Below are 23,077 nucleotides of genomic sequence, written 5' to 3'. Positions count from 1 at the left end.
TTCACCTGGTCTCGAGCAGCGGCACATGCGCCGCGACCTCGCGCGGCAGGGTGCCGTCGAGGCGGGGATCGGGGGCGATCTCGATCTGGCGGCGATAGGGGCGGAAGCCGGAGCGCTGGTAGAAGGCGAGCGCGCGCGGGTGGTCGAAGCTGCAGGTGTGGACCCAAAGCCGCGTGAGCGGCTGCGCCCAGGCGCGGCGCAGCGCGTGGTTCATCAGCAAACGGCCGGCGCCTGTTCCGATCAGCTTCGCCGTGACGCCGAACAGCACCAGCTCGCAATCGGTCTTCTTGCGGAAGTCGAGCTCCAGCAGGGCCTCGTCACTGCCGGCGTGCTCCAGCGTGTAGATCTCGACGCCCGCGGCACGGATGGTTGCCGCGAGCTCTGTGTCGCTCATCCGCAGGCGCTGCGACCACAGCCATTCCGAACCGACGCGCGCATAGAGGTCGCGGTACCAATCGAGATCGGGCTGCGCGACGCGCCGAATGGTCCCGTCGGCGACCGGATCCGGCGGCAGCACCGGCTGCGCCAGCATCTCGAGCGAGGTCACCACCGCGGCGATCTTGCCGGGCGGGATGTCGACATAACCATCGGGAAACATCATTCACAGGCCACCTGAGTCGGAGACGATCGGCTCGCGCGCTTACCCGCGACGTAATTGGATCGCTGCCGGCCGCCGCGCATGCTCGGCGCATTCAACATCAGGAGCGATGACCATGCAACGACGAGACCTGCTGCTGACGGCCGCGACCGCGACCCTGGCCACGACCGGCGCGCGGGCTGCTGGACCAGAGACATCGCGCTCGCGCGTCCGCTGCAGCGACGGCGTGACGCTGCATTGTGAGGACTGGGGCAGCGGCCGGCCCGTGCTGTTCGTGCATGCGTGGGCGCTGACGAGTGCGATGTGGACATATCAGATGGCCGATCTGAGTCATCGCGGGTTGCGTTGCATCGCGTTCGACCGCCGCGGTCATGGGCGCTCGGACATTCCCGGCAGCGGCTACGATCTCGACCGGCTGGCCGACGACATCGCCGAGGTCATCACGCAGCTCGACCTAGACGACGTGGTGCTGGTCGGCATGTCCATGGGCTGCAACGAGATCCTCAACTACGTCGCCCGCCACGGCACCGCGCGCATCACCCGGATCGCGATGCTCGGGCCGACCACGCCGTATCCGCTAGAGACCGCCGACAATGCGCTCGGCGCGCCCAAGGCCTATTTCGAACAATGCTGGGCGGCGTGGCAGAGCGACTTCCCGAAATGGATCGAGGACAACAAGCTGCCGTTCTTCACGCCGGAGACCTCGCCGCAGATGATGGAGTGGGTCGCGGCCATGATGCGACAGACCCCGATTCCGGTCGCCGTGGCGACCAATCGCGCGCTCATCACGACCGACCTGCGCCCGGTGCTGGCGAGGATCGACCGCCCCGTTCTGATCCTGCATGGCGACAGAGATGTGTCGGCGCCGCTCGAGATGACCGGACGGCCGACCGCCAAGGGCATCAAGGGCGCCGAGTTGAAGATCTATCCCGGCGGCCCGCACGGGCTGTTCGTCACCCACATGAAGCAGGTCAACGCCGACCTCGCGGCGTTCCTGGCGTAACGGAAGCGAGCAGCGGAGGCGCTACTCGCCCTCGTCGCTCGCCAGCACGCCCTTCACCGCGCGGGCCCAGCCGGCCAGCTTGCGCTGGCGGGTGGCGGCGCTCATCGCCGGCTTGAAGCGGTGCTCGAGCCGCCAATTGTCGGCGAACCTTTCCGGCTCGGGATAGACTCCCGCATTGAGACCGGCGAGGTAGGCGGCGCCGAGCGCTGTCGTCTCCTGGATCATCGGACGGTCGACCGGCGCGTCGAGCAGGTCGGCGAGGCGCTGCATGGTCCAGTCGGAGGCGGTCATGCCGCCGTCGACGCGCAGCACGATGGTGGCCGCCGACGCATCCGGCCAGTCGGCGCGCATCGCGGCCCACAGATCGTAGGTCTGGTAGCAGACGCTCTCCAGCGTGGCGTGCGCCAGTTCTGCGGGACCGGTGTTGCGGGTGAGCCCGAACAGCGCGCCGCGGACGCGCGGATTCCAATACGGCGCGCCGAGGCCGACGAAGGCCGGCACGAGATAGACCGACTGCATCGAGTCGGACTTGTCGGCGAGCGGTCCGGTCTCGGCGGCGTGCTTGATGATACCGAGGCCGTCGCGCAACCACTGCACGGCCGAGCCGGCGACGAAGATCGAGCCTTCCAGCGCGTAGGTACGCTCACCGTTCAACTGATAGGCGATGGTCGTCAGCAGCTTGTTGTTCGACTTCACCGGCGTGGCACCGGTGTTGAGCAGCGCGAAGCAGCCGGTCCCGTAGGTCGACTTCATCATGCCCGGCGTGAAGCAGGCCTGACCGATGGTCGCCGCCTGCTGGTCGCCGGCGATGCCCGCGATCCTGATCGGGCCGCCGAACAGGTCCGGCGTGGTGGTGCCGAAATCGGCCGAGGAATCCTTCACCTCGGGCAGCATCGAGCGCGGCACGCGCAAGAGCTCGAGCAGCGCATCGTCCCACACGCCGCCGTGGATGTTGAACAGCAATGTGCGCGACGCATTGGTGGCGTCGGTCGCATGAACCTTGCCGCCGGTGAGCCGCCACAGCAGGTAGCAGTCGACGGTCCCGAACAGCAGCTCACCCCGCTCGGCGCGCTCACGCGCGCCCGGCACGTGGTCGAGGATCCAGGCGACCTTGGTGCCTGAGAAATACGGATCGATGATCAGGCCGGTCCTGGCGCTGACAGCCGGTTCGTGGCCCTCGGCCTTGAGCTTGGCGCAGATGTCGGCGGTGCGGCGGTCCTGCCAGACGATGGCGCGATGCACCGCCTGCCCGGTGGCGCGATCCCAGACAATAGTGGTCTCGCGCTGGTTGGTGATGCCGATGGCGGCGATGTCCTTGGCCTCAAGCCCAGCCTTTTCCAGCGCATCGCGGCAGGTCATCACGGTCGAGGTCCAGATGTCCTCCGGCTCGTGCTCGACCCAGCCCGAAGCCGGGAAATGCTGCGGAAACTCCTGCTGCGCCACGGCCGCGATCGAAATGTCGGAGCGGAACACCATCGCGCGCGAGGACGTGGTGCCCTGATCGATGGCCAGCACGAAGGACATGGGGTTTCTTCCCGGGAGTTGAAGACGTTGGGGCGACAAGCAAGCGGATTGGAAGGGGAAGGTCAAGAAGCTTGGAGGCACGTGCTTCGCGGAAGACCGACCGGGGATTTCAACTCAGTGTCCGAGCGGTGCTTGGGCCGTTACGCTGCACATGACTGCGCCCTCTCCCCTTGTGGGAGAGGGCTACACCGGCGGAAGCTCCAGGCTCACTCGGGTGAGGGGTTGGTGCCACATGCAAGCACTGAGTATGAGGAGCGAGACCCCTCACCCGGTTGCGCTTCGCGCAACCACCCTCTCCCACAAGGGGAGAGGGTGCAGCTGTCGTGGGGAAAGACGGCTACCACGCGTTCGCCGGGACGACAGCCGGGCCTACACCGCAGCCGTCGTCACTCCGCCGTCCACCACGATGGTCTGGCCGGTCATGAAGGTCGAGGCATCCGACGCCAAATACGCCACCGCGCCGGCAATCTCGTGCGGCTCGCCGATGCGGCGCAAGGGCGTGGTGGCGCAGCGCTGCTTCAGGCGGGCTTCGTCCTCCCACAGCGCGCGGGCGAAGTCGGTCTTGATCAGGCCGGGCGCGACGCAGTTGATGCGCACGCCCTGCGAGCCCCATTCGCCGGCGAGGCTGCGGCACAGCGCGAAGTCGGCAGCCTTGGAGATGCCGTAGGCGCCGATCACGGTCGAGCCGCGCAGGCCGCCGATCGAGGAGACGATGACGACCGAGCCCTTGCCCCGCGCAGCCATCGGCGGGATCGCCTTGGCGCAGAGCCAGAGATTGCTCTTGACGTTGGAGGCCATGATCTTGTCGAAGGCCTCATCGGGGATATCGAGCAGCGGACCGTAATAGGGGTTCACCGCGGCGTTGCAGACGAGGATGTCGACCTGACCGTAGTGCTTCACCGCGCCGTCGATCAGCGCGTCGACTTCGGCGCGGCGCGAGATGTTGCAGGCGATGACGTGAGCATCGCCGCCATTGGCGCGGATGCCGTTCGCGACCTCCTCGCAGGCCTCGGCCTTGCGGCTGGAGATCACCACCTTGGCGCCGAGCTGCGCCAGCAGCTCCGCCGAGGCGCGACCGATGCCGCGACTGGAACCGGTGATGACGGCGACCTGGCCTGTAAGATTGAAGGGGTTGGGGGTCATGTCCTGCTTCCTCCGCGTCATTGCGAGGAGCGAAGCGACGAAGCAATCCAGGGCAACGCGTGACGCCCTGGATTGCTTCCGCCTACGCTCTTCGAGCTTCGGCGGACGCGTCGCTACGCTCGCAACGACGGCTCAAACACTCGAGACGACGTAAGCCTCTCACTCTCGTCATGCGCGGGCTTGACCCGCGCATCCATCTTCAGAAGAGCGATGGGTTGCCGGGTCAAGCCCGGCAACGACGGACCATCTCAGATCAACCCGCCCGCCTCGCTGACGCGGCGGGTGTGGTAGTCGGTGTCGCCGAAGGTGCTCTCGATCATCGTCAGGCGCTTGAAGTAGTGGCCGATCTTGGCCTCCATGGTCATGCCGATGCCGCCGTGCAGCTGGATCGCCTGCTGGCCGACAAACTTGGCCGACTTGCCGATCTGCACCTTGGCCGCGGCGATCGAGGTGGCGCGCTCCTTGGCGTCGTCGAACTCGGCGGCCATGGTGGCGAACATCGACATCGAGCGGGCCTGCTCCAGCGCCACGAACATGTCGGAGGCGCGGTGCTGCAGCGACTGGAACGAGCCGATCGCGACGCCGAACTGCTTGCGCGTCTTGATGTACTCGACCGTGGTCGAGAGCGACTCGTCCATCAGACCGACCGCTTCCGCGCACAGCGCGATGCGGGCCTCGTCGACGACGCGCTCGATCAGCGGCAGGCCATTGGCGGCATCGCCGATCACGCCGTCAGCGCCAACCTCGACACCGGTGAACGTGATGTCTGCCGCATGCAGGCCGTCCTGGGTCGGATAGCCTTTGCGGGTGACGCCCTTGGCGTCGGCAGGCACGATGAAGACGCCGATGCCCGACTTATCGCGCTGGCCGCCGGAAGTACGGGCGGTGACGATCAGCGTGTCGGCATTCTCGCCGTTGAGCACGACGAACTTCTCACCGTCGATGACCCAGCCGTCGCCCTTCTTCTTGGCTGACGTGGCGACATCGAACAGATCGTAGCGCGACTGCTTCTCGAGCTGGGCGAACGCAAAGGTCTTGCTGCCGTCGATGATCCCGGGCAGATGCGCCGCCTTCTGCGCCGCCGTGCCGCCGTGGCGGAGGAAGCCGCCCGACAGCACCACGGTCGCCAGATACGGCTCGAGCACCAGCGCGCGGCCCATCGCTTCCATCACGATCATGGTCTCGACGCCGCCGGCGCCGAAGCCGCCATCGTCCTCGGAGAACGGCAGGCCGAGCAGGCCCTGCTCGGCGAGCTTGGACCACATCGCGCGGCTCCAGCCGCCCTTCTCCTTCATGTACAGCTTGCGCTTGTCGAAATCATAGGCATCCGCCAGCAGGCCGTCGATGCTGTCCTTGAGAAGGCGCTGCTCCTCGGTGAGATCAAAATCCATTGGTTGACTCTCCAGTATCCCCATTCTCCGTCATGCCCGCGCTCGTCGCGGGCATCCACGTCGGGCCACCGCAGGGCTTCGCGTGGATGGCCGGGTCAAGCCCGGCCATGACGGCGTGCGTTGTCGACGCGCTGCGGCTCACAAATCAGAGCCCCAGCACCGCCTTGGCGATGATGTTGCGCTGGATCTCGTTGGAGCCGCCGTAGATCGAGACCTTGCGGTTGTTGAAGTAGCTCGGCGCGATCTGGGCGGTCCAGTCCATGGTCTCGTTGCTGTCATCGTCGCCATGGATATCGTAGGGCGCGGCGAACGGGCCGATGACTTCCATCAGCAGCTCGGTCGTGGTCTGCTGGATCTCCGAGCCCTTGATCTTGAGCACCGAGGAGGCCGGGTTGGGCTTGCCCTTGCCGTGCTTGCCCTCGTCGGCGACGACGCGAAGCTGGGTCAGCTCGAGCGCCTTCAGTTCGACCTCGCACGCCGTCAGCTTCTCGCGGAACGACGGATCCTCCAGAACGGGGCGGCCGCCGGACTCGATCTTGGCGGCGAGCTCCTTGATGCGGCGGATGCGCTCCTTGGAGACGCCGACGCGGGCGATGCCGGTGCGCTCATTGCCGAGCAGGAACTTGGCGTAGTCCCAGCCCTTGTTCTCCTCGCCGATCAGGTTCTCGATGGGTACCTCGACGTCGTCGAAGAACACCTCGTTGACCTCGTGGCCGCCGTCGATGGTCTGGATCGGACGCACCGTGACGCCCTTCGATTTCATGCTGAAGACGATGAAGGAGATGCCCATCTGCTTCTTGGCGGCGGGATCGGTGCGGCACAGGCAGAAGATCATGTCGGCGTGCTGGGCCAGCGTGGTCCAGGTCTTCTGGCCGTTGATGATCCACTTGTCGCCGCGGCGCTCGGCCTTGGTCTTCAGCGAGGCGAGGTCCGATCCGGAGCCCGGCTCGGAGAAGCCCTGGCACCACCAATCGTCGACATTGGCGATGCGCGGCAAATACTGCTTCTTCTGCGCCTCGTTGCCGAAGGTGTAGATGACCGGGCCGACCATGCTGACGCCGAAGGCGAGCGGCTGCGGCGCCGGATAGGCCTGCAGCTCCTCGTTGAAGATGTAGTGCTGCACCGAGGTCCAGCCGGTACCGCCATATTCCTTCGGCCAATGCGAGACGCCCCAGCCCTTCTTGTTGAGGATGCGCCACCAGGTCACCATCTCGTCCTTCGACAGATGACGGCCCTCGACCATCTTGCGGCGCGTCTCCGGCGGCACGTTGTCCTTGAAGAACGCCCGCACTTCCTCGCGGAACGCCTGCTCTTCCCTAGTGAATGCAAGATCCATTGGATCGCTCCCGTGTGTCGTTCAGTCCTGTTAGTTCGTCTCGTTCAGCCGTCGTCCCGGCGAAAGCCGGGACCCATAACCACAGGCGGGGCTTGGAAGCACAGGCGACTGCCACAGTGCGCCAAGCGACATCACGCGGTATGGGTCCCGGGTCTGCGCTGCGCTTGCCCGGGACGACACCGAGGGAAATCCCGCACGAATTGCGCGCGGAATTGAAATCGTTGTTACTGCAGCACCTCGAACAGGCCGGCGGCGCCCATGCCGCCGCCGACGCACATGGTGACGACGGCGTATTTGGCCTTGCGGCGGCGGCCCTCGATCAAGGCGTGACCGGTCAGGCGCGCGCCCGACATGCCGTAGGGATGGCCGACCGCGATGGCGCCGCCATTGACGTTGATCTTGTCGGGATCGATGCCGAGCTTGTCGCGGCAATACAGCACCTGGACTGCGAACGCCTCGTTGAGCTCCCACAGGCCGATGTCGTCGACGGTAAGGCCGTGGCGCTTCAAGAGGCGCGGCACCGCGAACACCGGGCCGATGCCCATCTCGTCGGGCTCGCAGCCATGCGAGACGAAGCCGCGGAAGATGCCGAGCGGCTGCAGGCCGCGCTTGGCCGCGTTGGCGTCGCTCATGATCACGCAGGCGGAAGCGCCGTCGGACAACTGGCTGGCATTGCCGGCGGTGATCGAGAAGCCCTCGCCGCGCACGGCCTTGAGGCCAGCAAGGCCTTCAGCGGTCGTCTCGGGACGCGGACCCTCGTCCTGCGACAGCGTGATGTCCTTGAACGAGATGTTACCGGTGGCCTTGTCGGTGACCGCCATCTTGGTCGAGATCGGCGCCAGCTCGTCGTTGAACTTGCCGCCCTGCTGCGCGGCCGCGGTGCGGCGCTGGCTCTCCAGCGCATACTCGTCCTGGCGCTCACGCGAGATGCCGTAGCGCTTGGCGACGATCTCGGCGGTGTCGATCATCGGCATGTAGACGTCGCCCTTGATCTCGAGCAGCGCCGGGTCAGTGGCCTGGAATGCATTCATCTTGTCGTTCTGGACCAGCGAGATCGACTCGCCGCCACCGCCGACCGCGATCTCGACACCGTCGAAGATCACCGAGCGCGCTGCCAGCGCGATCGCCTGCAGGCCCGAGGCGCACTGGCGGTCGATGGTGGTGCCGCCGACCGACACCGGCAGGCCGGCGCGGAGCAGCGCCTTGCGCGCGATGTTGCCGCCGGTCGAGCCCTGCTGCAGGGCCGCGCCCATCACGACGTCCTCGACCTCGGCCGGATCGACCTTGGCGCGCTTGACGGCCTCGCCGATGGCGTGGCCGAGCAAGGTGGCGCCGCCGGTGGCGTTGAGCGCGCCGCGATAGGCCTTGCCGATCGGCGTGCGGGCGGTGGAAACGATGACGGCATCGGTCATGAATGACCTCCTGTTGGTGTTACGACTGTTTGCTGTGAGATGTTGATGATTGCTGCTGGCGCAATTCGTGGCGCGACAATTTGCCGACCGGGGTGCGCGGCAGCTCGTCGACGAACTCGACCGCCGTCGGCAATTCGTGCTTGCCGAGCTTGCCGGTCAGGAAGTCACGGAGATCCTCGACCGGGAACGACGCGAAGCCGTCGCGCAGCTTGATGAAGGCTTTGGCGGCCTCGCCGCGATAGGCATCGGGAATGCCGATCACGATGACTTCCTGCACGGCGGGATGGGTGTAGATCGCCTGCTCGATCATCTGCGGATAGACGTTGAAGCCGCCGGAGATGATCATGTCCTTCTTGCGGTCGACCAGGAAGTAGAAGCCGTCGGCATCGACATAGCCGATGTCGCCGGTCAGGAAGTGATCGCCGACGAACGACTGCGCCGACTCCTCCGGCCTGTTCCAGTAGCCCCTGGTGACGTTCGGCCCCTTGACCCTGATCTCGCCGACCTCACCGGTGCCGAGCACCTTGGACGGATCTTCCAGCGACACGACGTCCATCTCGATGCCGGGCAGCGCGATGCCGATCGAGCCCGGCTTGTCCGGCCCTTCCTTGGGATGGCTGGTGCCGGGCGAGCAGGTCTCGGTCATGCCCCAGCCGCTCTTCAGCTTCATGCCGACGCGGCGCTCCAGGATGCGCGCGACTTCGACCGGCAACGGCGCACCGCCGGAGCCCACGCTGGTCAGCGATGACAGATCGCGCTTGTCGAGATCGGGCAGATTGGCGATCGCGATCCACATCGTCGGCACGCCCGGAAAATACGTCGCGCGCTTGACCTCGATGTCGCGCATCACGGCCTCGAGATCGAAGCGCTGATGCAGCGACACCAGGCTGCCGATGCGCAGCGCGGTCAACAGCACGACGGTGAGCGCGTAGATGTGGAACAGCGGCAGCACGCAGATCACGCGATCGCCGCCTTCGTGCTGGGTCCGGGTGGCACGGCTCCAGATCTCGATGATCGAGACCGCCGAGGTGAGATTGCCATGCGTCAGCATCGCGCCCTTGGGCAGGCCGGTGGTGCCGCCGGTGTATTGCAGCAGCGCGATGTCGTCGGGCGAGATCGCCGGCCACGCCGCCGGCGGCGTCGCGCCCTCGACGAAGGCACGGTGCGTGATGACGGCGGCATTGTCCGGCAAGGCGGTCTGCGGCGTGCCGACCTTGCCCCAGTGATCGTCCTCGCAGACGATCAGGCGATCGAGCAGGCCCTTCGCCAGAAACTTCAGCGCCATCGGCAGCAGCGCCGACAGATTCGACGTCACCAGGATGCGCGCACCGGAGTCGCTCAGCTTGTGCGACAGCGCGATCTCGCCGTCGAGCGGCGACAGATGCACGACCCGCGCCCCGGCCTTGAGCGCGCCGAAGAAGTTGATCGGATGGTCCGGCGAGTTGCCGAGGAACAGCGCGATCGAGGCGCCCTTGCCGAAGCCCGCGCGCAGGAATGCGGCGGCGGCCTCGTCGACCAGGCCGGCGAGCTCGTTGAAGCTGATCGGGCGATCGCGGAATTCGAGCGCGTTGCGATCGCCAAAATCACTGACGGACTTCGCCAGCAGATCCGGCAAGGTGCCGCGCGCGAGCGGCGCGTCCCAGCGGACACCTTCGGGATAGAACTGTTCACCGGGATGGGTCATGCGCCGACCTGCTTGCCTCAAATGATGCTGTCATTCCGGGATGCGCCGCAAGGCGCAGGCCCGGAATCCATACTCCCGGTCGTGGTTATGGATTCCGGGCTCGCGCTCCGCGCGCCCCGGAATGACCATGTGGAAAGAGCAGGCCGCCTCAAGCGGCCTTCCCCTGGGCCAGCGAGGCGAAGGTCTTGCCTTCATCGGCGAGCTGCTTCAGCAGCGGCGCCGGCTCCAGCGACGGATCGTTGGTCTCCTTGGCGTAGAAGGCGAGGCGCTCGGCGATGTGCTTCAGGCCGACGCTGTCGGCCCAGTACATCGGGCCGCCGCGATAGATCGGCCAGCCATAGCCGTACAGCCAGACCACGTCGATATCGGAGGGACGCGCGGCGATGCCTTCGGCGAGGATCTTCGCGCCCTCGTTGATCATCGGATACATCATGCGTTCGAGGATCTCCTCGTCGCTGACGGCGCGGCGCTTGAGGCCGAGCTTGGCGAGCGTCTCGTCGATCAGCTTCTCGACATCGGGATCCGGCAGCGCCGAACGCGAGCCGGCCTCGTATTTGTAGTAGCCCTTGCCGGTCTTCTGGCCGAAGCGGCCGGCTTCGCACAGCGCGTCCGCGATCTCGCTCTTGATGCCGCGGTCCTTGCGCGAGCGCCAGCCGATGTCCAGGCCGGCGAGATCGCCCATCGCGAACGGGCCCATCGGCATGCCGAACTTGGTGACGACCGCGTCGACCTGCTGCGGCAGCGCGCCTTCGAACAACAGCTTCTCGGCCTGCTTGCCGCGCTGCGCCAGCATGCGGTTGCCGACGAAGCCGTCGCAGACGCCGACCACCGCCGGAACCTTGGCGATCTTGCGCGCGATCGACACGGCGGTGACGAGCGCGTCCGGCGCGGTCTTCTCCGCGCGCACGATCTCGCACAGCTTCATGACATTGGCCGGGGAGAAGAAGTGCATGCCGAGCACGTCCTGCGGACGGCTGGTCTCGGCGGCGATGGCATCGATGTTCAGGTACGAGGTATTCGAGGCCAGCACCGCGCCCGGCTTGGCATACTGATCGAGTTTGCCGAACACTTCCTTCTTCACGGCCATGGTCTCGAACACCGCCTCGATGATGAGATCGGCGTCCTTGACGTTCTCCAGCCCGACCTTGCCGTCGATCAGCGCCATGCGCTTGGCCGGCGCATCCGCCGGGATGCCGCCGCGCGCCGCGGTCGCTTCCCAGTTCTTCTGCATGATGCCCATGCCGCGTTTCAGCTGTTCCTCGGCGGTCTCGATCAAGGTGACCGGAACGCCGGCATTGGCGAACGACATCGCGATACCGCCACCCATGGTGCCGGCGCCGATGATGGCGACGCGCTCGACCTTGCGGCCCTTGGTGCCGTCGGGCACGCCGGCGATCTTGGCGGCTTCGCGCTCGGCGAAGAACGCATAGCGCTGCGCCTTGGACTGGTCGCTGGTCAGCAGCTTGAGGAAGCCCTCGCGCTCGCGCTTCAGGCCCTCGTCGAACGGCAGGTCGATCGCATAGCCGACCGCATCGGCGGCCGCGAACGGCGCCTCCAACCCGCGCGACTTCTTGGTGATCGCGGCGACCGCGTTGGTGAAGATCGAGCGATCGGCCTTGGCCGCGGCGATCTTGGATTCGTCGTCGCGCAGCTTGCGCAGCGGTCGACCCTCGGCGACGATCTTGCGCGCGAAGGCCTCGCCCCCGGCCGCCGGTCCTTCGATGATCTCCTCGATCAGCCCCGCCTTCAGCGCCTCCGCGGCGCCGATCGGATCGCCGCCGACGATCATCTTGACCGCGAGTTCCGGACCCACCGCGCGCGGCAGGCGCTGCGTTCCACCGGCGCCGGGCAGCAGGCCGAGCTTCACCTCGGGCAGGCCGAGCTTAGCGTCCTTGGTGGCGACACGATAATGACAGGCCAGCGCCACTTCGAGGCCACCGCCGAGCGCGGTTCCGTGAATCGCCGCGATCACGGGCTTGGGGCTGTTCTCGATCGCGCTCAGCACGTCGTTGAGCGCCGGCGGCTTCGGCGGCTTGCCGAACTCGGTGATGTCGGCGCCGGCGATGAAGGTGCGGCCGCCGCAGGTCAACACGATCGCCTTGATGGCGGGATCGGCAATGGCTGCGTTGACGTTGTCCAGGATGCCGCCGCGAACTGCGGCACTCAGCGCATTGACGGGCGGGCTGTCGATGGTGACGATGCCCACGATGTCATGACGTTCAAGCTTGGCCACTTCGCTCACACTGCGCTCCTCGAGATGACGTTTCTTTGCGGCTGGTTAATGCTGCCGCTTTGCCGGGTTGCCGCCGTGAACCGGCGGCTTGTCATTCGCTCCGCGCATCGGGCTTGCTTGCGTCTACACGCTGCCAAAGCCCAATTCCGCAGTGCGAAATCTAATTCCACATCTTGACAGCCAGGGTTATTTTGAAGCACGAGCGTTGTCAACGAGGCAGCCATCAACAGCCGATGAAATGAAACGCCCAGGGAAGAAAGCTGCGACCGATCGCAACTTCGTCGTTGCGCTGTCGCGCGGCCTCGATGTGCTCCGGGCGTTCAGGCCCAATGACGGCCTCTTGGGCAACCAGGAGATCGCTGCCCGCACCAATCTGCCCAAGCCGACGGTATCGCGACTGACCTATACGCTGACCAAGCTCGGCTATCTCACGCCGGTCCCCCGATTCGAGAAGTATCAGCTCGCGCCGTCGGCGCTGCTGCTCGGCTATGCCGCGCTGGCCAATCTCGGCGTCCGCCAATTGTCCGAACCGTTCCGCGAACAGCTGATGCGCGAGACCGGCGGCGCAGTTGCGATCGGCGGCCGCGACCGCCTCAGCATGGTCTATATCGGCCAGAGCCGGCACGGCGTCGTCAACGTTCAGCTCGACGTCGGTTCACGCATCCCGATTGCCACCACGGCCATGGGCCGAGCCTACATCTGGGCGCTGCCCGAAGAGGAGCGCACTGTGCTGATGCGCGAGCTGCGCGAGCACTACGGCAACCGCTGGCCCAAGATCCGCGACGGCATCGAGCGCGCCGGCGAGACCGTTGCCGAGCACGGCTTCACGATCTCGGCCGGCGAGTGGCAGGACGACGTGCATGCCGTCGGCGTCGCCATGCGGCTCAATGACGGGACGGGCCCTTACGCCTTCAACTGCGGCGCGCCCGCATTCCGCTTCACGGAAGAGCGTCTGCGGACCGACATTGGACCTCGCCTGCTCGCGATGGTAAGGAAAATCGAAGCGGCGGTGGGCGGACTCGCGCCGCCAACTAATCAATTCAGCAAAGAACCAAGCAAAAAGCACAAGCCAGGAGGGAAACTTGCCCGAGTTGCCGAGGGTATCAGATAGCCTGCGCGGTCGCGCCACGCCGGCAAATCGTCCTTCCGTCACGCTGACGATGGTGGGCGAGACGACATGACGCAGGCACAACTTGCTCGCAGCGGCGACCCGTTGCTCGCGGTGCGTGACGTCAACGTCGTGTTCGGCGGCATCGTGGCGCTCGCCGGCGTGTCGTTCGACATGCACCAGGGACAGATCCTCGGACTGATCGGCCCGAACGGCGCCGGCAAGACCACGCTGTTCAACTGCCTGAGCCGGCTGTATCAGCCGTCCTCCGGCGACATCCTGATGGAAGGCCGCAGCATCCTGTCGCGCCCGCCGCACCGCATCGCCGAGATCGGCATCGGGCGCACCTTCCAAAACGTCGCGCTGTTTCCGAATCTCTCCGTGCTCGACAACGTCCGGGTCGGCACCCACGCCCGCACGTCCAGCGACATCATTTCGGATTCGCTACGGCTCGCCTGGGTCCGGCGCAGCGAAGCGTCGGTCAACACGAAGGTTCACGAGATTCTGGCTTATCTGGATCTCGAGAGCGTCGCCCACCGCACCGTCTCCGGCCTGCCGTTCGGCACCCAGAAGCGCGTCGAGCTGGCCCGCGCATTGGCCGCCGATCCGAAGATCCTGCTGCTCGACGAGCCCGCTGGCGGCCTCAATCACGAAGAGGTCCACGTCCTCGGCGACCTGATCCGGCGCATCCGCGACGACCGCAAGATCACGGTGCTGCTGGTCGAGCATCACATGGGCTTGGTGATGTCGATCGCCGACCACGTCGTCGCGCTGAACTTCGGCCGCAAGCTCGCGGAGGGCACGCCGGCCCAGGTGCAGGCCGATCCCGACGTCATCAAGGCCTATCTCGGGAGCAAGGATCAATGACGCCGCTTCTCAACGTCAAGGATCTGCGCGCCTATTACGGCCAGGTCCAGGCCCTGCACGGGCTGTCCTTCTCGCTCAACGAGGGCTCGCTGACGACCCTGCTCGGCGCCAACGGCGCCGGCAAGACCACGACCCTGCGCGCGATCTGCAACATGGTCCGCTCCACCGGAGCGATCGAGTTCGACGGCAAGCCGCTCAACAACAAGTCGACCGAAAGCATTGTCCGCTTCGGCATCGCGCATGTGCCGCAGGGCCGCGGCACCTTCACCACGATGACGGTGGAGGAGAACCTCCAGCTCGGCGCCATCACCCGCACCGACAAGGCGATCAGCTCCGACATCGAGCGCATGTACGGCTACTTCCCGAAGCTGAAGGAGCGGCACACCCAGCAGGCCGGTACGCTCTCCGGCGGCGAGCAGCAGATGCTGGCGGTGGCCCGCGCGCTGATGCTGCGTCCCCGGCTGATGCTGCTGGACGAGCCGTCGTTCGGACTGGCGCCGCTGATCGTGCGCGACCTGTTCGGGATCCTCGGCAAGATCAACCGCGAGGAGAAGGTCTCGATCCTCGTCGTCGAACAGAACGCGCAGCTCGCGCTGGAGCTCGCCGACAAGGCTTATGTGATCGAGACCGGCCGCATCGTCATGTCCGGCGCGGCCAAGGACATCGCGCAGGACGAGAACGTCCGCAAATCCTATCTTGGCTACTGACGGAGGCCGGACAATGGAGCTCTTCACCAACCAGGTCCTGGCCGGCATCGCGACCGGCGCGATCTACGCCTGCATGGCGCTCGCCGTCGTCATGATCTACCAGGCCATCGACCATCTCAATTTCGCGCAGGGCGAGATGGCGATGTTCTCGACCTTCATCTCCTGGCAGCTGATGCAATGGGGCCTGCCCTATTGGGTCGCCTTCGTGGTGACGCTGGCGTTCTCCTTCGCCGGCGGCATCGCGATCGAGCGCGTGCTGTTCAAGCCGCTGGCCAAGGCGCCGATCCTGACCCAGGTCGCCGGCTTCATCGCGCTGTTCTCGATCATCAACTCCTGCGCCGGGCTGATCTGGGACTTCACGATCAAGCAATATCCGACGCCGTTCGGCTCGACGCCGTTCCTGGGCAGCCAGCTGATCTCGACCCACCAGGCCGGCATGATCGGCATAACCGTGCTGCTCCTGATCGGCCTCTACGTGTTCTTCCAGTACACCCGCATCGGCCTTGCGATGCGGGCCGCGGCGTCGGTGCCCGAATCGGCCCGCCTCGTCGGCATCAACACCTCCTGGATGATCGCACTCGGATGGGGCATGGCGGCGGCGATCGGATCGATCGCCGGCATGCTGATCGCACCGGTGGTGTTCCTGGAGCCCAACATGATGGGCGGCGTGCTGATCTACGGCTTTGCTGCTGCGGTGCTGGGCGGCCTCACCAGCCCGTTCGGCGCGGTGCTCGGCGGCTTCCTGGTCGGCATCTTCGAGAACCTCGCCGGAACCTACATCCCCCATGTCGGCAACGAGATGAAGCTCCCGATCGCGCTGGCGCTGATCATCACCGTCCTGGTCGTCAAACCCGCCGGTCTGTTCGGCCGCAACATCGTGAAGCGAGTCTGATCATGAGCGCAATCGAGGAAGTCGGATCCCAGGCGCCCGCGGTCGAGGCCGTGCCGAAGCGCGCCATGACTCTGAATGCGGGCACGGCGTTCGTGGTCGTGCTGCTGCTCCTGGTGGTGCCGCTGTTCGTCAAGAACTTCATCATCTTCCAGATGACGATGCTCCTGATCTACGGGCTCGCGGTGCTGGCGCTCAACATCCTGACCGGCGGCAGCGGCCAGTTCTCGCTCGGCCAGAGCGCCTTCTACGCCGTCGGCGCCTATACGTCGGCGATCCTGATGGAACAATACAACATCAACTATGCGCTGACGTTGCCGGTCGCTGGCGTCGTCTGCTTCGGCTTCGGCTTCCTGTTCGGTCAGCCGGCGCTGCGGCTGTCGGGCGTGTATCTTGCGCTCGCCACCTTTGCGCTCGCCACCGCGATGCCGCAGATCCTCAAGCTCGGCTTCTTCGAGAAATGGACCGGCGGCGTGCAGGGTCTGGTCGTGACCAAGCCGGACGCGCCGTTCGGGCTGCCGATGTCGCAGGACATGTGGCTGTACTACTTCACGCTGGCGATCACGATCGCGATCTACATCTTCTCGGTCAACCTGCTGCGATCGCGCTCCGGACGGGCCTTCATGGCGATCCGTGACAACGAGATCGCGGCCTCCGCCATGGGCGTCGACGTCGCCACCTACAAGACGCTGGCGTTTGGCGTCAGCGCCGGCATCACCGGCGTCGCCGGCGGCCTCGGCGCCATTGCGGTGCAGTTCGTCGCGCCCGACAGTTATACGATCGTGCTGGCGATCTCGCTGTTCCTCGGCATGGTGGTCGGCGGCGTCGGCTGGCTGCCCGGCTCCTTCATCGGCGCCGCTTTCATCATCTTCGTTCCGAACATCGCGGAGGGCATCTCCAAGGGCCTGTCCGGCGCGGTGTTCGGCGTTCTGTTGTTCCTCATCATCTTCCTCGTGCCCCACGGCTCGCGGCAGGTGGCGATGGTGGCTCAGCAATTGCTGGGCAAGGTCCGAAAGAGCTAAGGAGGAAAATCTTGCTCGTCATCCAACAACTACGAATCGCCGCGCTCGCGACGGCGGTCATCGCCCTCACCTCGGGCGGAGCACTCGCCCAGAAGAAGTACGACACCGGCGCGTCCGATACCGAGATCAAGATCGGCAACATCATGCCCTATAGCGGCCCGGCGTCCGCTTACGGCGTGATCGGCAAGACCGAAGAGGCGTATTTCAAGAAGATCAACGCCGAGGGCGGCATCAACGGCCGCAAGATCACCTTCGTCAGCTATGACGACGCCTATTCGCCGCCCAAGGCGGTCGAGCAGGTGCGCAAGCTGGTCGAGAGCGACGAGGTGCTCCTGGTCTTCAACCCGCTCGGCACGCCCTCGAACTCGGCGATCCAGAAGTATCTCAACGGCAAGAAGATCCCGCAGCTGTTCGTCGCGACCGGCGCCACCAAGTGGAACGATGCGAAGAACTTCCCTTGGACCATGGGTTGGCAGCCGAGCTACCAGAGCGAGGGCCGCATCTACGCCAAATATCTCCTCAAGGAGAAGCCCGGCGCCAAGATCGGCGTGCTGTTCCAGAACGACGATTTCGGCAAGGACTATCTCAAGGGTCTCAAGGACGGGCTCGGCGACAAGGCCGCGTCGATGGTCGTGATGGAGGAGAGCTACGAGACGTCGGAGCCGTCGATTGACGGTCACATCGTCAAGCTGAAGGCCTCCGGCGCCGATGTGTTCTTCAGCGTCACCACGCCGAAGTTCGCGGCACAGGCGATCAAGAAGCTCGCCGAGATCGACTGGCATCCGACGCAGCTCGTGGTCAACGTGTCGGCTTCGGTCGGCAGCGTGATCAAGCCGGCCGGATTCGAGAACTCGCAAGGGATTCTCTCGGCCGCCTACGCCAAGGACGCCGCCGACGCGCAGTGGAACAATGATCCCGGCATGAAGAAGTTCTTCGACTTCCTCGCCCAGTATTATCCCGACGCCAACAAGCTCGACAGCTCGACGGTCTATGGTTACGGCGCGGCGCAGACCCTGGTGAAGGTGCTGCAGATGTGCGGTGACGACCTGACCCGCGCGAACGTCATGAAGCAGGCCGCGAGCCTGAAGGACTTCACGCCGGACACGCTGCTGCCCGGCGTCAAGATCAACACGTCAGAGACCGACTTCGCCCCGATCGATCAGCTGCAGATGATGCGGTTCAAGGGCGAGAAGTGGGAGCTGTTCGGCGACGCCATCAGCGGCGCGATCGAATAGTCGCGCATCGCCGCAAACAGCGGTGCCGACCTCTGCCTGGCCCTCCGCGCATCAGCGCGGAGGGCTTTTTTCTTGCGCACCAGCGCTCACCGGGGAGCGGTGAGCCGACACCGTCACCTTGATCTCAAGCTGTGAGTGCAGAGCACGCACCCGTTGAGATTGCAATACCATCTCGCAGTCGCACATAACTCATAGCCTTCTCCAACCGCGCAAAAACACGGGCCGTGCTGCGATGTCGCAACCGCGCCTCACCAGCTCTGCTATAGTTTCCCGGCACAACAAGAGCTTCCACCAGGGAAGCCGCGACACGTCATCCAGCAACGACACGGGAGAAGCGCATCATGATGTTTACGCGAAGGGCAGCCCTCGCCACGGCCGCCGCGATCGTCCTCACCTCCAGCGCCGCATTCGCGGCCGACAAGAAATACGACACCGGGGCCTCCGACACCGAAATCAAGATCGGCAACATCATGCCCTATAGCGGGCCGGCCTCGGCCTACGGGATCATCGGCAAGACGGAGGCGGCCTACTTCAAGAAGATCAACGCCGAGGGCGGCATCAACGGTCGCAAGATCAACTACATCTCCTATGACGACGCCTATTCGCCGCCGAAAGCCGTCGAACAGGCGCGCAAGCTGGTCGAGAGCGACGAGGTACTCCTGATCTTCAACTCGCTCGGCACGCCGTCGAACACGGCGATCCAGAAGTACATGAACGCAAAGAAGGTGCCGCAGCTGTTCGTGGCGACGGGTGCGACCAAGTGGAACGATCCGGCCAACTTCCCGTGGACCATGGGCTGGCAGCCGAGCTACCAGGCCGAGTCGCGGATCTACGCGAAATATCTGCTCAAGGAGAAGCCCGACGCCAAGATCGCCGTGCTCTATCAGAACGACGACTACGGCAAGGACTATCTCAAGGGCCTGAAGGACGGGCTCGGCGCCAAGGCGGCGAGCATGATCGTCATGGAGGAGAGCTACGAGACGACGGAGCCGACGATCGACAGCCACATCGTCAAGCTGAAGTCGACCGGCGCCGACGTGTTCATGAACATCACGACGCCGAAATTCGCGGCCCAGGCGATCAAGAAGGTCAAGGAGATCGACTGGAAGGCGCTGCACCTCCTCAACAACGTCTCCGCCTCGGTCGGCAGCGTGCTCAAGCCCGCCGGCTACGAGAATTCGCAGGACATCATCTCGGCCGCCTATCTGAAGGATGTCACCGACCCGCAGTGGAAGGACGACCCCGGGATGAAGCAGTTCCTCGACTTCATGGCCAAGGACTTTCCGGAAGGCGACAAGCTCGACGGCGGCACCGTGGTCGGCTACGGCGTGGCGCAGACCCTGGTGCAGGTCTTGAAGCAGTGCGGCGACGATCTCACCCGCGAGAACGTCATGAAGCAGGCGGCGTCCTTGCGGAACTTCCGCACCGAGATGCTGCTGCCGGGCATCAGCATCAACACCTCGGCAACCGACTTCGCGCCTGTGAGCCAGTTGCAGCTGATGCGCTTCAAGGGCGACAAGTGGGAATTGTTCGGCGACGTCATTTCGGCCGACGCCGGCGGCTGACGACACGATCTGACGACGAGAACCTCCTGCGGCGCCACGCCGCAGGAGGCTTCGGCTCTGAACATCTCCGCAATCTTTCCCAGGCATTTCCCAAGCTAGGAGTTGAACGAGCGGTGGTCATGCGCCGGCGATGGTTACGTCGCGCGCGCCGCTGCGCTATGGGACTCGTTCGGAGTGAAACGAGTCGCCCGCGCCGCGGGCGGATCCAACAACAAGGCCAATTCACAAGGCCCATCAGGAGCCCCATCGCGATGACCACTGCCCTCACCCGCCGCACGCTGTCCGGCCTGATCGGCCTCGCCCTGATCGGCGCGAGCTCCGGCGCCGCCCATGCCGACAAGAAGTACGACACCGGCGCCAGCGACACCGAGATCAGAATCGGGAACATCGTGCCCTATAGCGGACCGGCCTCGGCCTATGGCTCGGTCGGCAAGGCGATGTCGGCGGTGTTCAAGAAGGTCAACGACGACGGCGGCATCAACGGCCGCAAGATCAACTTCATCTCCTATGACGACGCCTACTCGCCGCCGAAGACGGTCGAGCAGGCCCGCAAGCTGGTCGAGAGCGACGAGGTGCTGTTCCTGTTCGGCGTGCTCGGCACCGCGCCCAACACCGCGATCCAGAAGTACATGAACGCCAAGAAAGTGCCGCAGCTGTTCGTCGCCACCGGCGCGACCAAGTGGAACGAGCCCAAGACCAATCCGTGGACCATGGGCTGGTTGCCGAGCTATCAGTCTGAAGCACGCATCTATGCGAAATATCTCGCCGCGCAGCAGCCCAACGGCAAGATCGCGGTGCTCTACCAGAACGACGACATGGGCAAGGATTATCTGAAGGGCCTCAAGGACGGCCTCGGCGATGCGTCGAGGATCGTGCTGGAGGAGAGCTACGAGATCGCCGAGCCGACCGTCGAGTCGCATATCGTCAAGATGAAGTCGGCCAATCCGGACGTTGTCGTGCTGTTCACGACGCCGAAGTCCGGCGCCCAGGCGATCAAGAAGCTCGGTGAGATGAGCTGGAAGCCGCTGACCATCATCTCGAACGTCAGCGCCTCGACGGCCGCCGTAATGCGCCCCGCCGGCGTCGACAACTCGCAAGATGTGATCTCGGCGGCCTACGCCAAGGATGTGTCCGATCCGCAATGGGCAAACGACCCGGGCATCGGCGCCTTCAAGGAATTGCTGGCCAAATATCTGCCGGAGATCAATCCCGTGGATTCGTCTGCGCTGACCGGCTACAACATCGCCACCACGATGGTCGAGGTGTTGAAGCGATGCGGCGACGAATTGACTCGCGCAAACGTCATGAAGCAGGCCGCGAGCCTGAAGCAGTTTGCACAAGGCGGGCTGCTGCCCGGCATCACGCTGACCACGGGTCCCGACGATTTTCAGCCGATCGAGCAGCTGCAGCTGATGCAGTTCAAGGGCGAGCGCTGGCAGCTGTTCGGCGACGTGATGAGCGGCGAACTCAAGTAGGATCGGCACAGCATCCGGGCGGCGCCGCATGACCAGCCGCCGTCCGTTGCTGCGCGCCATCTTCGACGCCGCGGTCGCCGCGGCGCATCCCGACGTGGTGCTGCCTGCCTTCCTGCCGGCGGCACCGAAGGGACGGATCATCTGCCTCGCCGCCGGCAAGGGCGCGGCCGCGATGGCGGTCGCCGCCGAGCGCCATTACCTGGACACGCTGGGCTTCGATCCCGCAAAGCTGGTCGGCATCGCAACCACGCGGCACGGCCATGGCGTGCCGACCCGGCGCGTGAAAGTGATCGAAGCCGGTCACCCGATGCCCGACGAAGCCGGGCTGAAGGCCGCGGACGACACGCTGCAGCTCGCCGCGACCGCCGAAGCCGACGACCTGATGCTGGTGCTGATCTCCGGCGGCGGCTCCGCCAATTGGGTTGCGCCTGTCACCGGCGTGAGCTTCGCGCAGAAGCAGCAGCTGACCCGCGCGCTGCTGCGCTCGGGCGCGCCGATCGGCGAGATGAACGTCGTCCGCAAGCATCTGTCGCGGATCAAGGGCGGGCGGCTGGCGCGGGCCGGGCAGAAGGCCGAGATCGTGACGCTTGCGATCTCGGACGTGCCGCACGACGATCCCTCGGCGATCGCCTCTGGTCCCACCGTGCCGGATCCGACGACGCTGGCCGATGCCCGCGCGATCGTCGCCAAGTACAAGCTCGAGGTCGATCCGGCGATCGCCCGCGCGCTCGAGGATGCCGGCAATGAGAGCTGCAAGCCCGGCGATCCCGCCTTCGCCCGGGCCGCGTTCGAGCTGATCGCACGTCCGGCCAGCTCGCTGGACGCCGCCGTGGCCAGCGTCAAGGCCGCTGGCTACGACGTGCTCGACCTCGGCGCCGATCTAGAGGGCGAGGCCCGCGAGGTGGCTGCCGATCACGCCAAGCTGGCCCGCGAGGCCCGCGCGCTCGGCCGCCGCATGGCCATCATCTCCGGCGGCGAGCTCACCGTCACTGTGCGCGGGAGCGGCCGCGGCGGGCCGAACCAGGAATACGCGCTCGCGCTCGCCGACCTCCTCCAGGACATGGACGGCGTCGCGGCGCTGGCCGGCGACACCGACGGCGCCGATGGCGGCGGCGGCAGCGCCTCCGACCCGGCCGGGGCGCTGGTCGATGCCGAAATCATCGCGGCGATGCGGGCGCAGCGGCTGGATCCGCAGGCCTATCTCGCCAACAACGATGCCACCGCCTTCTTCGCCGCGACCGGCGGCCTGCTGCAGACCGGCCCGACGCTCACCAACGTCAACGACGTCAGGGTCATCCTGGTCGATTGAGGGCGCCACGGCGCCTTCAGTACTCCTCCGCGATCTTGGTCAGCATGGCGAGCAGCGCCTCCCGGCCCTCCGGGCCGAGCAGCTCGTTCAGCCGCGCCTCGTGCTTCGACACCACGAGCTTCTTGGCACGGGTGAGCACGGCGCGGCCTTTCTCCGTGAGCATCAGGATGTGCGAGCGCCGGTCATTGGCCGAGCGGACGCGGGTGCAGAGGTCGCGGGTTTCCAGGCTGTCGAGCAGGGACACGAAATTCGGCCGGAGGATGCCGAGCGTGTTGGCGATCTCGGTCTGGTTGCGGCCGGGATTGGCGTCGAGCAGCAGCAGCACCGAGAACTGCGCCGGGGTCAGCTGCAAGGGCGCGACGCAGCGCAGGAAGTCCTCGAACACCTTCAGCTGCGCCCGTTTCAGCACATAGCCGAGCAGATCGGACAGTTCGCCGAGCTGCACCGCTTGCGTCTCGTCGGCGGCTACGGCAGCTTCCTTCCGGCTGTCCCGCTTGCTGACGGGCTTGGCGCTATCGGCCATCACAATCCGCCATCGTCATCGCCCTGCTTCCATCCCCTGGTCTCGAGTGCCGC

At 65.7% G+C, this 23,077-nt stretch carries 19 protein-coding genes; 10 read left to right on the top strand and 9 right to left on the bottom strand.

Annotated features, from left to right (window positions below; all coding sequences use genetic code 11):
- Position 1: 1 nt before the first annotated feature.
- Positions 2-601, bottom strand: a complete 600-nt coding sequence (locus ACQR1I_RS02400) for a GNAT family N-acetyltransferase (protein ID WP_434865576.1) — start codon at positions 599-601, stop codon at positions 2-4.
- A 112-nt stretch (positions 602-713) separates the two neighbouring features.
- Here ACQR1I_RS02400 and ACQR1I_RS02395 point away from each other — a divergent pair, with 112 nt between their 5' ends.
- Complete coding sequence (locus tag ACQR1I_RS02395; protein ID WP_434865575.1) at positions 714-1,601, top strand: alpha/beta fold hydrolase; 888 nt, start codon at positions 714-716, stop codon at positions 1,599-1,601.
- Between the two features lie 21 nt (positions 1,602-1,622).
- Here the strand turns inward: ACQR1I_RS02395 and glpK are convergent, their stop codons facing one another.
- The 7 genes from glpK to ACQR1I_RS02360 form a co-directional block, all read right to left on the bottom strand.
- Complete coding sequence (gene glpK / locus ACQR1I_RS02390) at positions 1,623-3,125, bottom strand: glycerol kinase GlpK (RefSeq protein ID WP_434865574.1); 1,503 nt, start codon at positions 3,123-3,125, stop codon at positions 1,623-1,625.
- Positions 3,126-3,494: 369 nt separating this feature from the next.
- Entirely contained in the window at positions 3,495-4,268 is a 774-nt protein-coding gene (locus ACQR1I_RS02385; RefSeq protein ID WP_434865573.1) for an SDR family NAD(P)-dependent oxidoreductase, read from the bottom strand.
- A 248-nt stretch (positions 4,269-4,516) separates the two neighbouring features.
- Positions 4,517-5,659, bottom strand: a complete 1,143-nt coding sequence (pimD, locus tag ACQR1I_RS02380; RefSeq protein ID WP_434865572.1) for a pimeloyl-CoA dehydrogenase small subunit — start codon at positions 5,657-5,659, stop codon at positions 4,517-4,519.
- A gap of 145 nt (positions 5,660-5,804) precedes the next feature.
- Positions 5,805-6,995: a pimeloyl-CoA dehydrogenase large subunit gene (pimC, locus tag ACQR1I_RS02375; RefSeq protein WP_434865571.1), complete on the bottom strand. Its 1,191-nt coding sequence runs from the start codon at positions 6,993-6,995 to the stop codon at positions 5,805-5,807.
- A gap of 224 nt (positions 6,996-7,219) precedes the next feature.
- Positions 7,220-8,407 carry an acetyl-CoA C-acyltransferase gene (locus ACQR1I_RS02370; RefSeq protein WP_434865570.1) on the bottom strand — a complete coding sequence of 396 codons (1,188 nt, stop codon included), beginning with the start codon at positions 8,405-8,407 and terminating at the stop codon, positions 7,220-7,222.
- A 19-nt stretch (positions 8,408-8,426) separates the two neighbouring features.
- Positions 8,427-10,091, bottom strand: a complete 1,665-nt coding sequence (gene pimA, locus ACQR1I_RS02365; RefSeq protein WP_434865569.1) for a dicarboxylate--CoA ligase PimA — start codon at positions 10,089-10,091, stop codon at positions 8,427-8,429.
- 148 nt (positions 10,092-10,239) lie between these two features.
- Positions 10,240-12,333, bottom strand: coding sequence for a 3-hydroxyacyl-CoA dehydrogenase NAD-binding domain-containing protein (locus tag ACQR1I_RS02360; RefSeq protein WP_434865568.1), 2,094 nt, complete (start codon positions 12,331-12,333; stop codon positions 10,240-10,242).
- Between the two features lie 229 nt (positions 12,334-12,562).
- On the opposite strand from ACQR1I_RS02360, the gene ACQR1I_RS02355 reads away from it, so the two are divergent.
- From ACQR1I_RS02355 to ACQR1I_RS02315, 9 genes are all read left to right on the top strand, one after another.
- On the top strand, positions 12,563-13,435 hold the full coding sequence (locus tag ACQR1I_RS02355; RefSeq protein ID WP_434865899.1) for an IclR family transcriptional regulator: 873 nt from the start codon (positions 12,563-12,565) through the stop codon (positions 13,433-13,435).
- Positions 13,436-13,501: 66 nt separating this feature from the next.
- Positions 13,502-14,299 (top strand): ABC transporter ATP-binding protein, encoded by a 798-nt coding sequence (locus ACQR1I_RS02350; RefSeq protein ID WP_434865567.1) that lies wholly within the window; start codon positions 13,502-13,504, stop codon positions 14,297-14,299.
- On the top strand, positions 14,296-15,006 hold the full coding sequence (locus ACQR1I_RS02345; RefSeq protein WP_434865566.1) for an ABC transporter ATP-binding protein: 711 nt from the start codon (positions 14,296-14,298) through the stop codon (positions 15,004-15,006). Before ACQR1I_RS02350 ends, ACQR1I_RS02345 begins: the two co-directional genes overlap by 4 nt.
- A 13-nt stretch (positions 15,007-15,019) precedes the next feature.
- A complete protein-coding gene (locus tag ACQR1I_RS02340; protein ID WP_434865565.1) occupies positions 15,020-15,898 on the top strand; it encodes a branched-chain amino acid ABC transporter permease in 879 nt (292 codons plus the stop codon).
- A gap of 2 nt (positions 15,899-15,900) precedes the next feature.
- Positions 15,901-16,917 carry a branched-chain amino acid ABC transporter permease gene (locus tag ACQR1I_RS02335; RefSeq protein ID WP_434865564.1) on the top strand — a complete coding sequence of 339 codons (1,017 nt, stop codon included), beginning with the start codon at positions 15,901-15,903 and terminating at the stop codon, positions 16,915-16,917.
- An 11-nt stretch (positions 16,918-16,928) separates the two neighbouring features.
- Positions 16,929-18,152, top strand: a complete 1,224-nt coding sequence (locus ACQR1I_RS02330; RefSeq protein ID WP_434865563.1) for an ABC transporter substrate-binding protein — start codon at positions 16,929-16,931, stop codon at positions 18,150-18,152.
- 341 nt (positions 18,153-18,493) lie between these two features.
- The gene (locus ACQR1I_RS02325; protein ID WP_434865562.1) at positions 18,494-19,717 is read left to right on the top strand and encodes an ABC transporter substrate-binding protein; all 1,224 of its coding nucleotides are present in this window, start codon (positions 18,494-18,496) and stop codon (positions 19,715-19,717) included.
- 251 nt (positions 19,718-19,968) lie between these two features.
- On the top strand, positions 19,969-21,192 hold the full coding sequence (locus ACQR1I_RS02320) for an ABC transporter substrate-binding protein (RefSeq protein WP_434865561.1): 1,224 nt from the start codon (positions 19,969-19,971) through the stop codon (positions 21,190-21,192).
- Positions 21,193-21,220: 28 nt separating this feature from the next.
- Complete coding sequence (locus ACQR1I_RS02315; protein ID WP_434865560.1) at positions 21,221-22,501, top strand: glycerate kinase type-2 family protein; 1,281 nt, start codon at positions 21,221-21,223, stop codon at positions 22,499-22,501.
- A 16-nt stretch (positions 22,502-22,517) separates the two neighbouring features.
- On the opposite strand, the gene ACQR1I_RS02310 is transcribed toward ACQR1I_RS02315, so the two are convergent.
- The gene (locus tag ACQR1I_RS02310) at positions 22,518-23,024 is read right to left on the bottom strand and encodes a MarR family winged helix-turn-helix transcriptional regulator (RefSeq protein WP_434865559.1); all 507 of its coding nucleotides are present in this window, start codon (positions 23,022-23,024) and stop codon (positions 22,518-22,520) included.
- Positions 23,025-23,077 lie beyond the last annotated feature (53 nt).

Source organism: Bradyrhizobium sp. HKCCYLS2038 (assembly GCF_051167655.1).
GTDB lineage: Bacteria > Pseudomonadota > Alphaproteobacteria > Rhizobiales > Xanthobacteraceae > Bradyrhizobium.
This window is presented reverse-complemented; position numbering and strand designations above follow the sequence as displayed.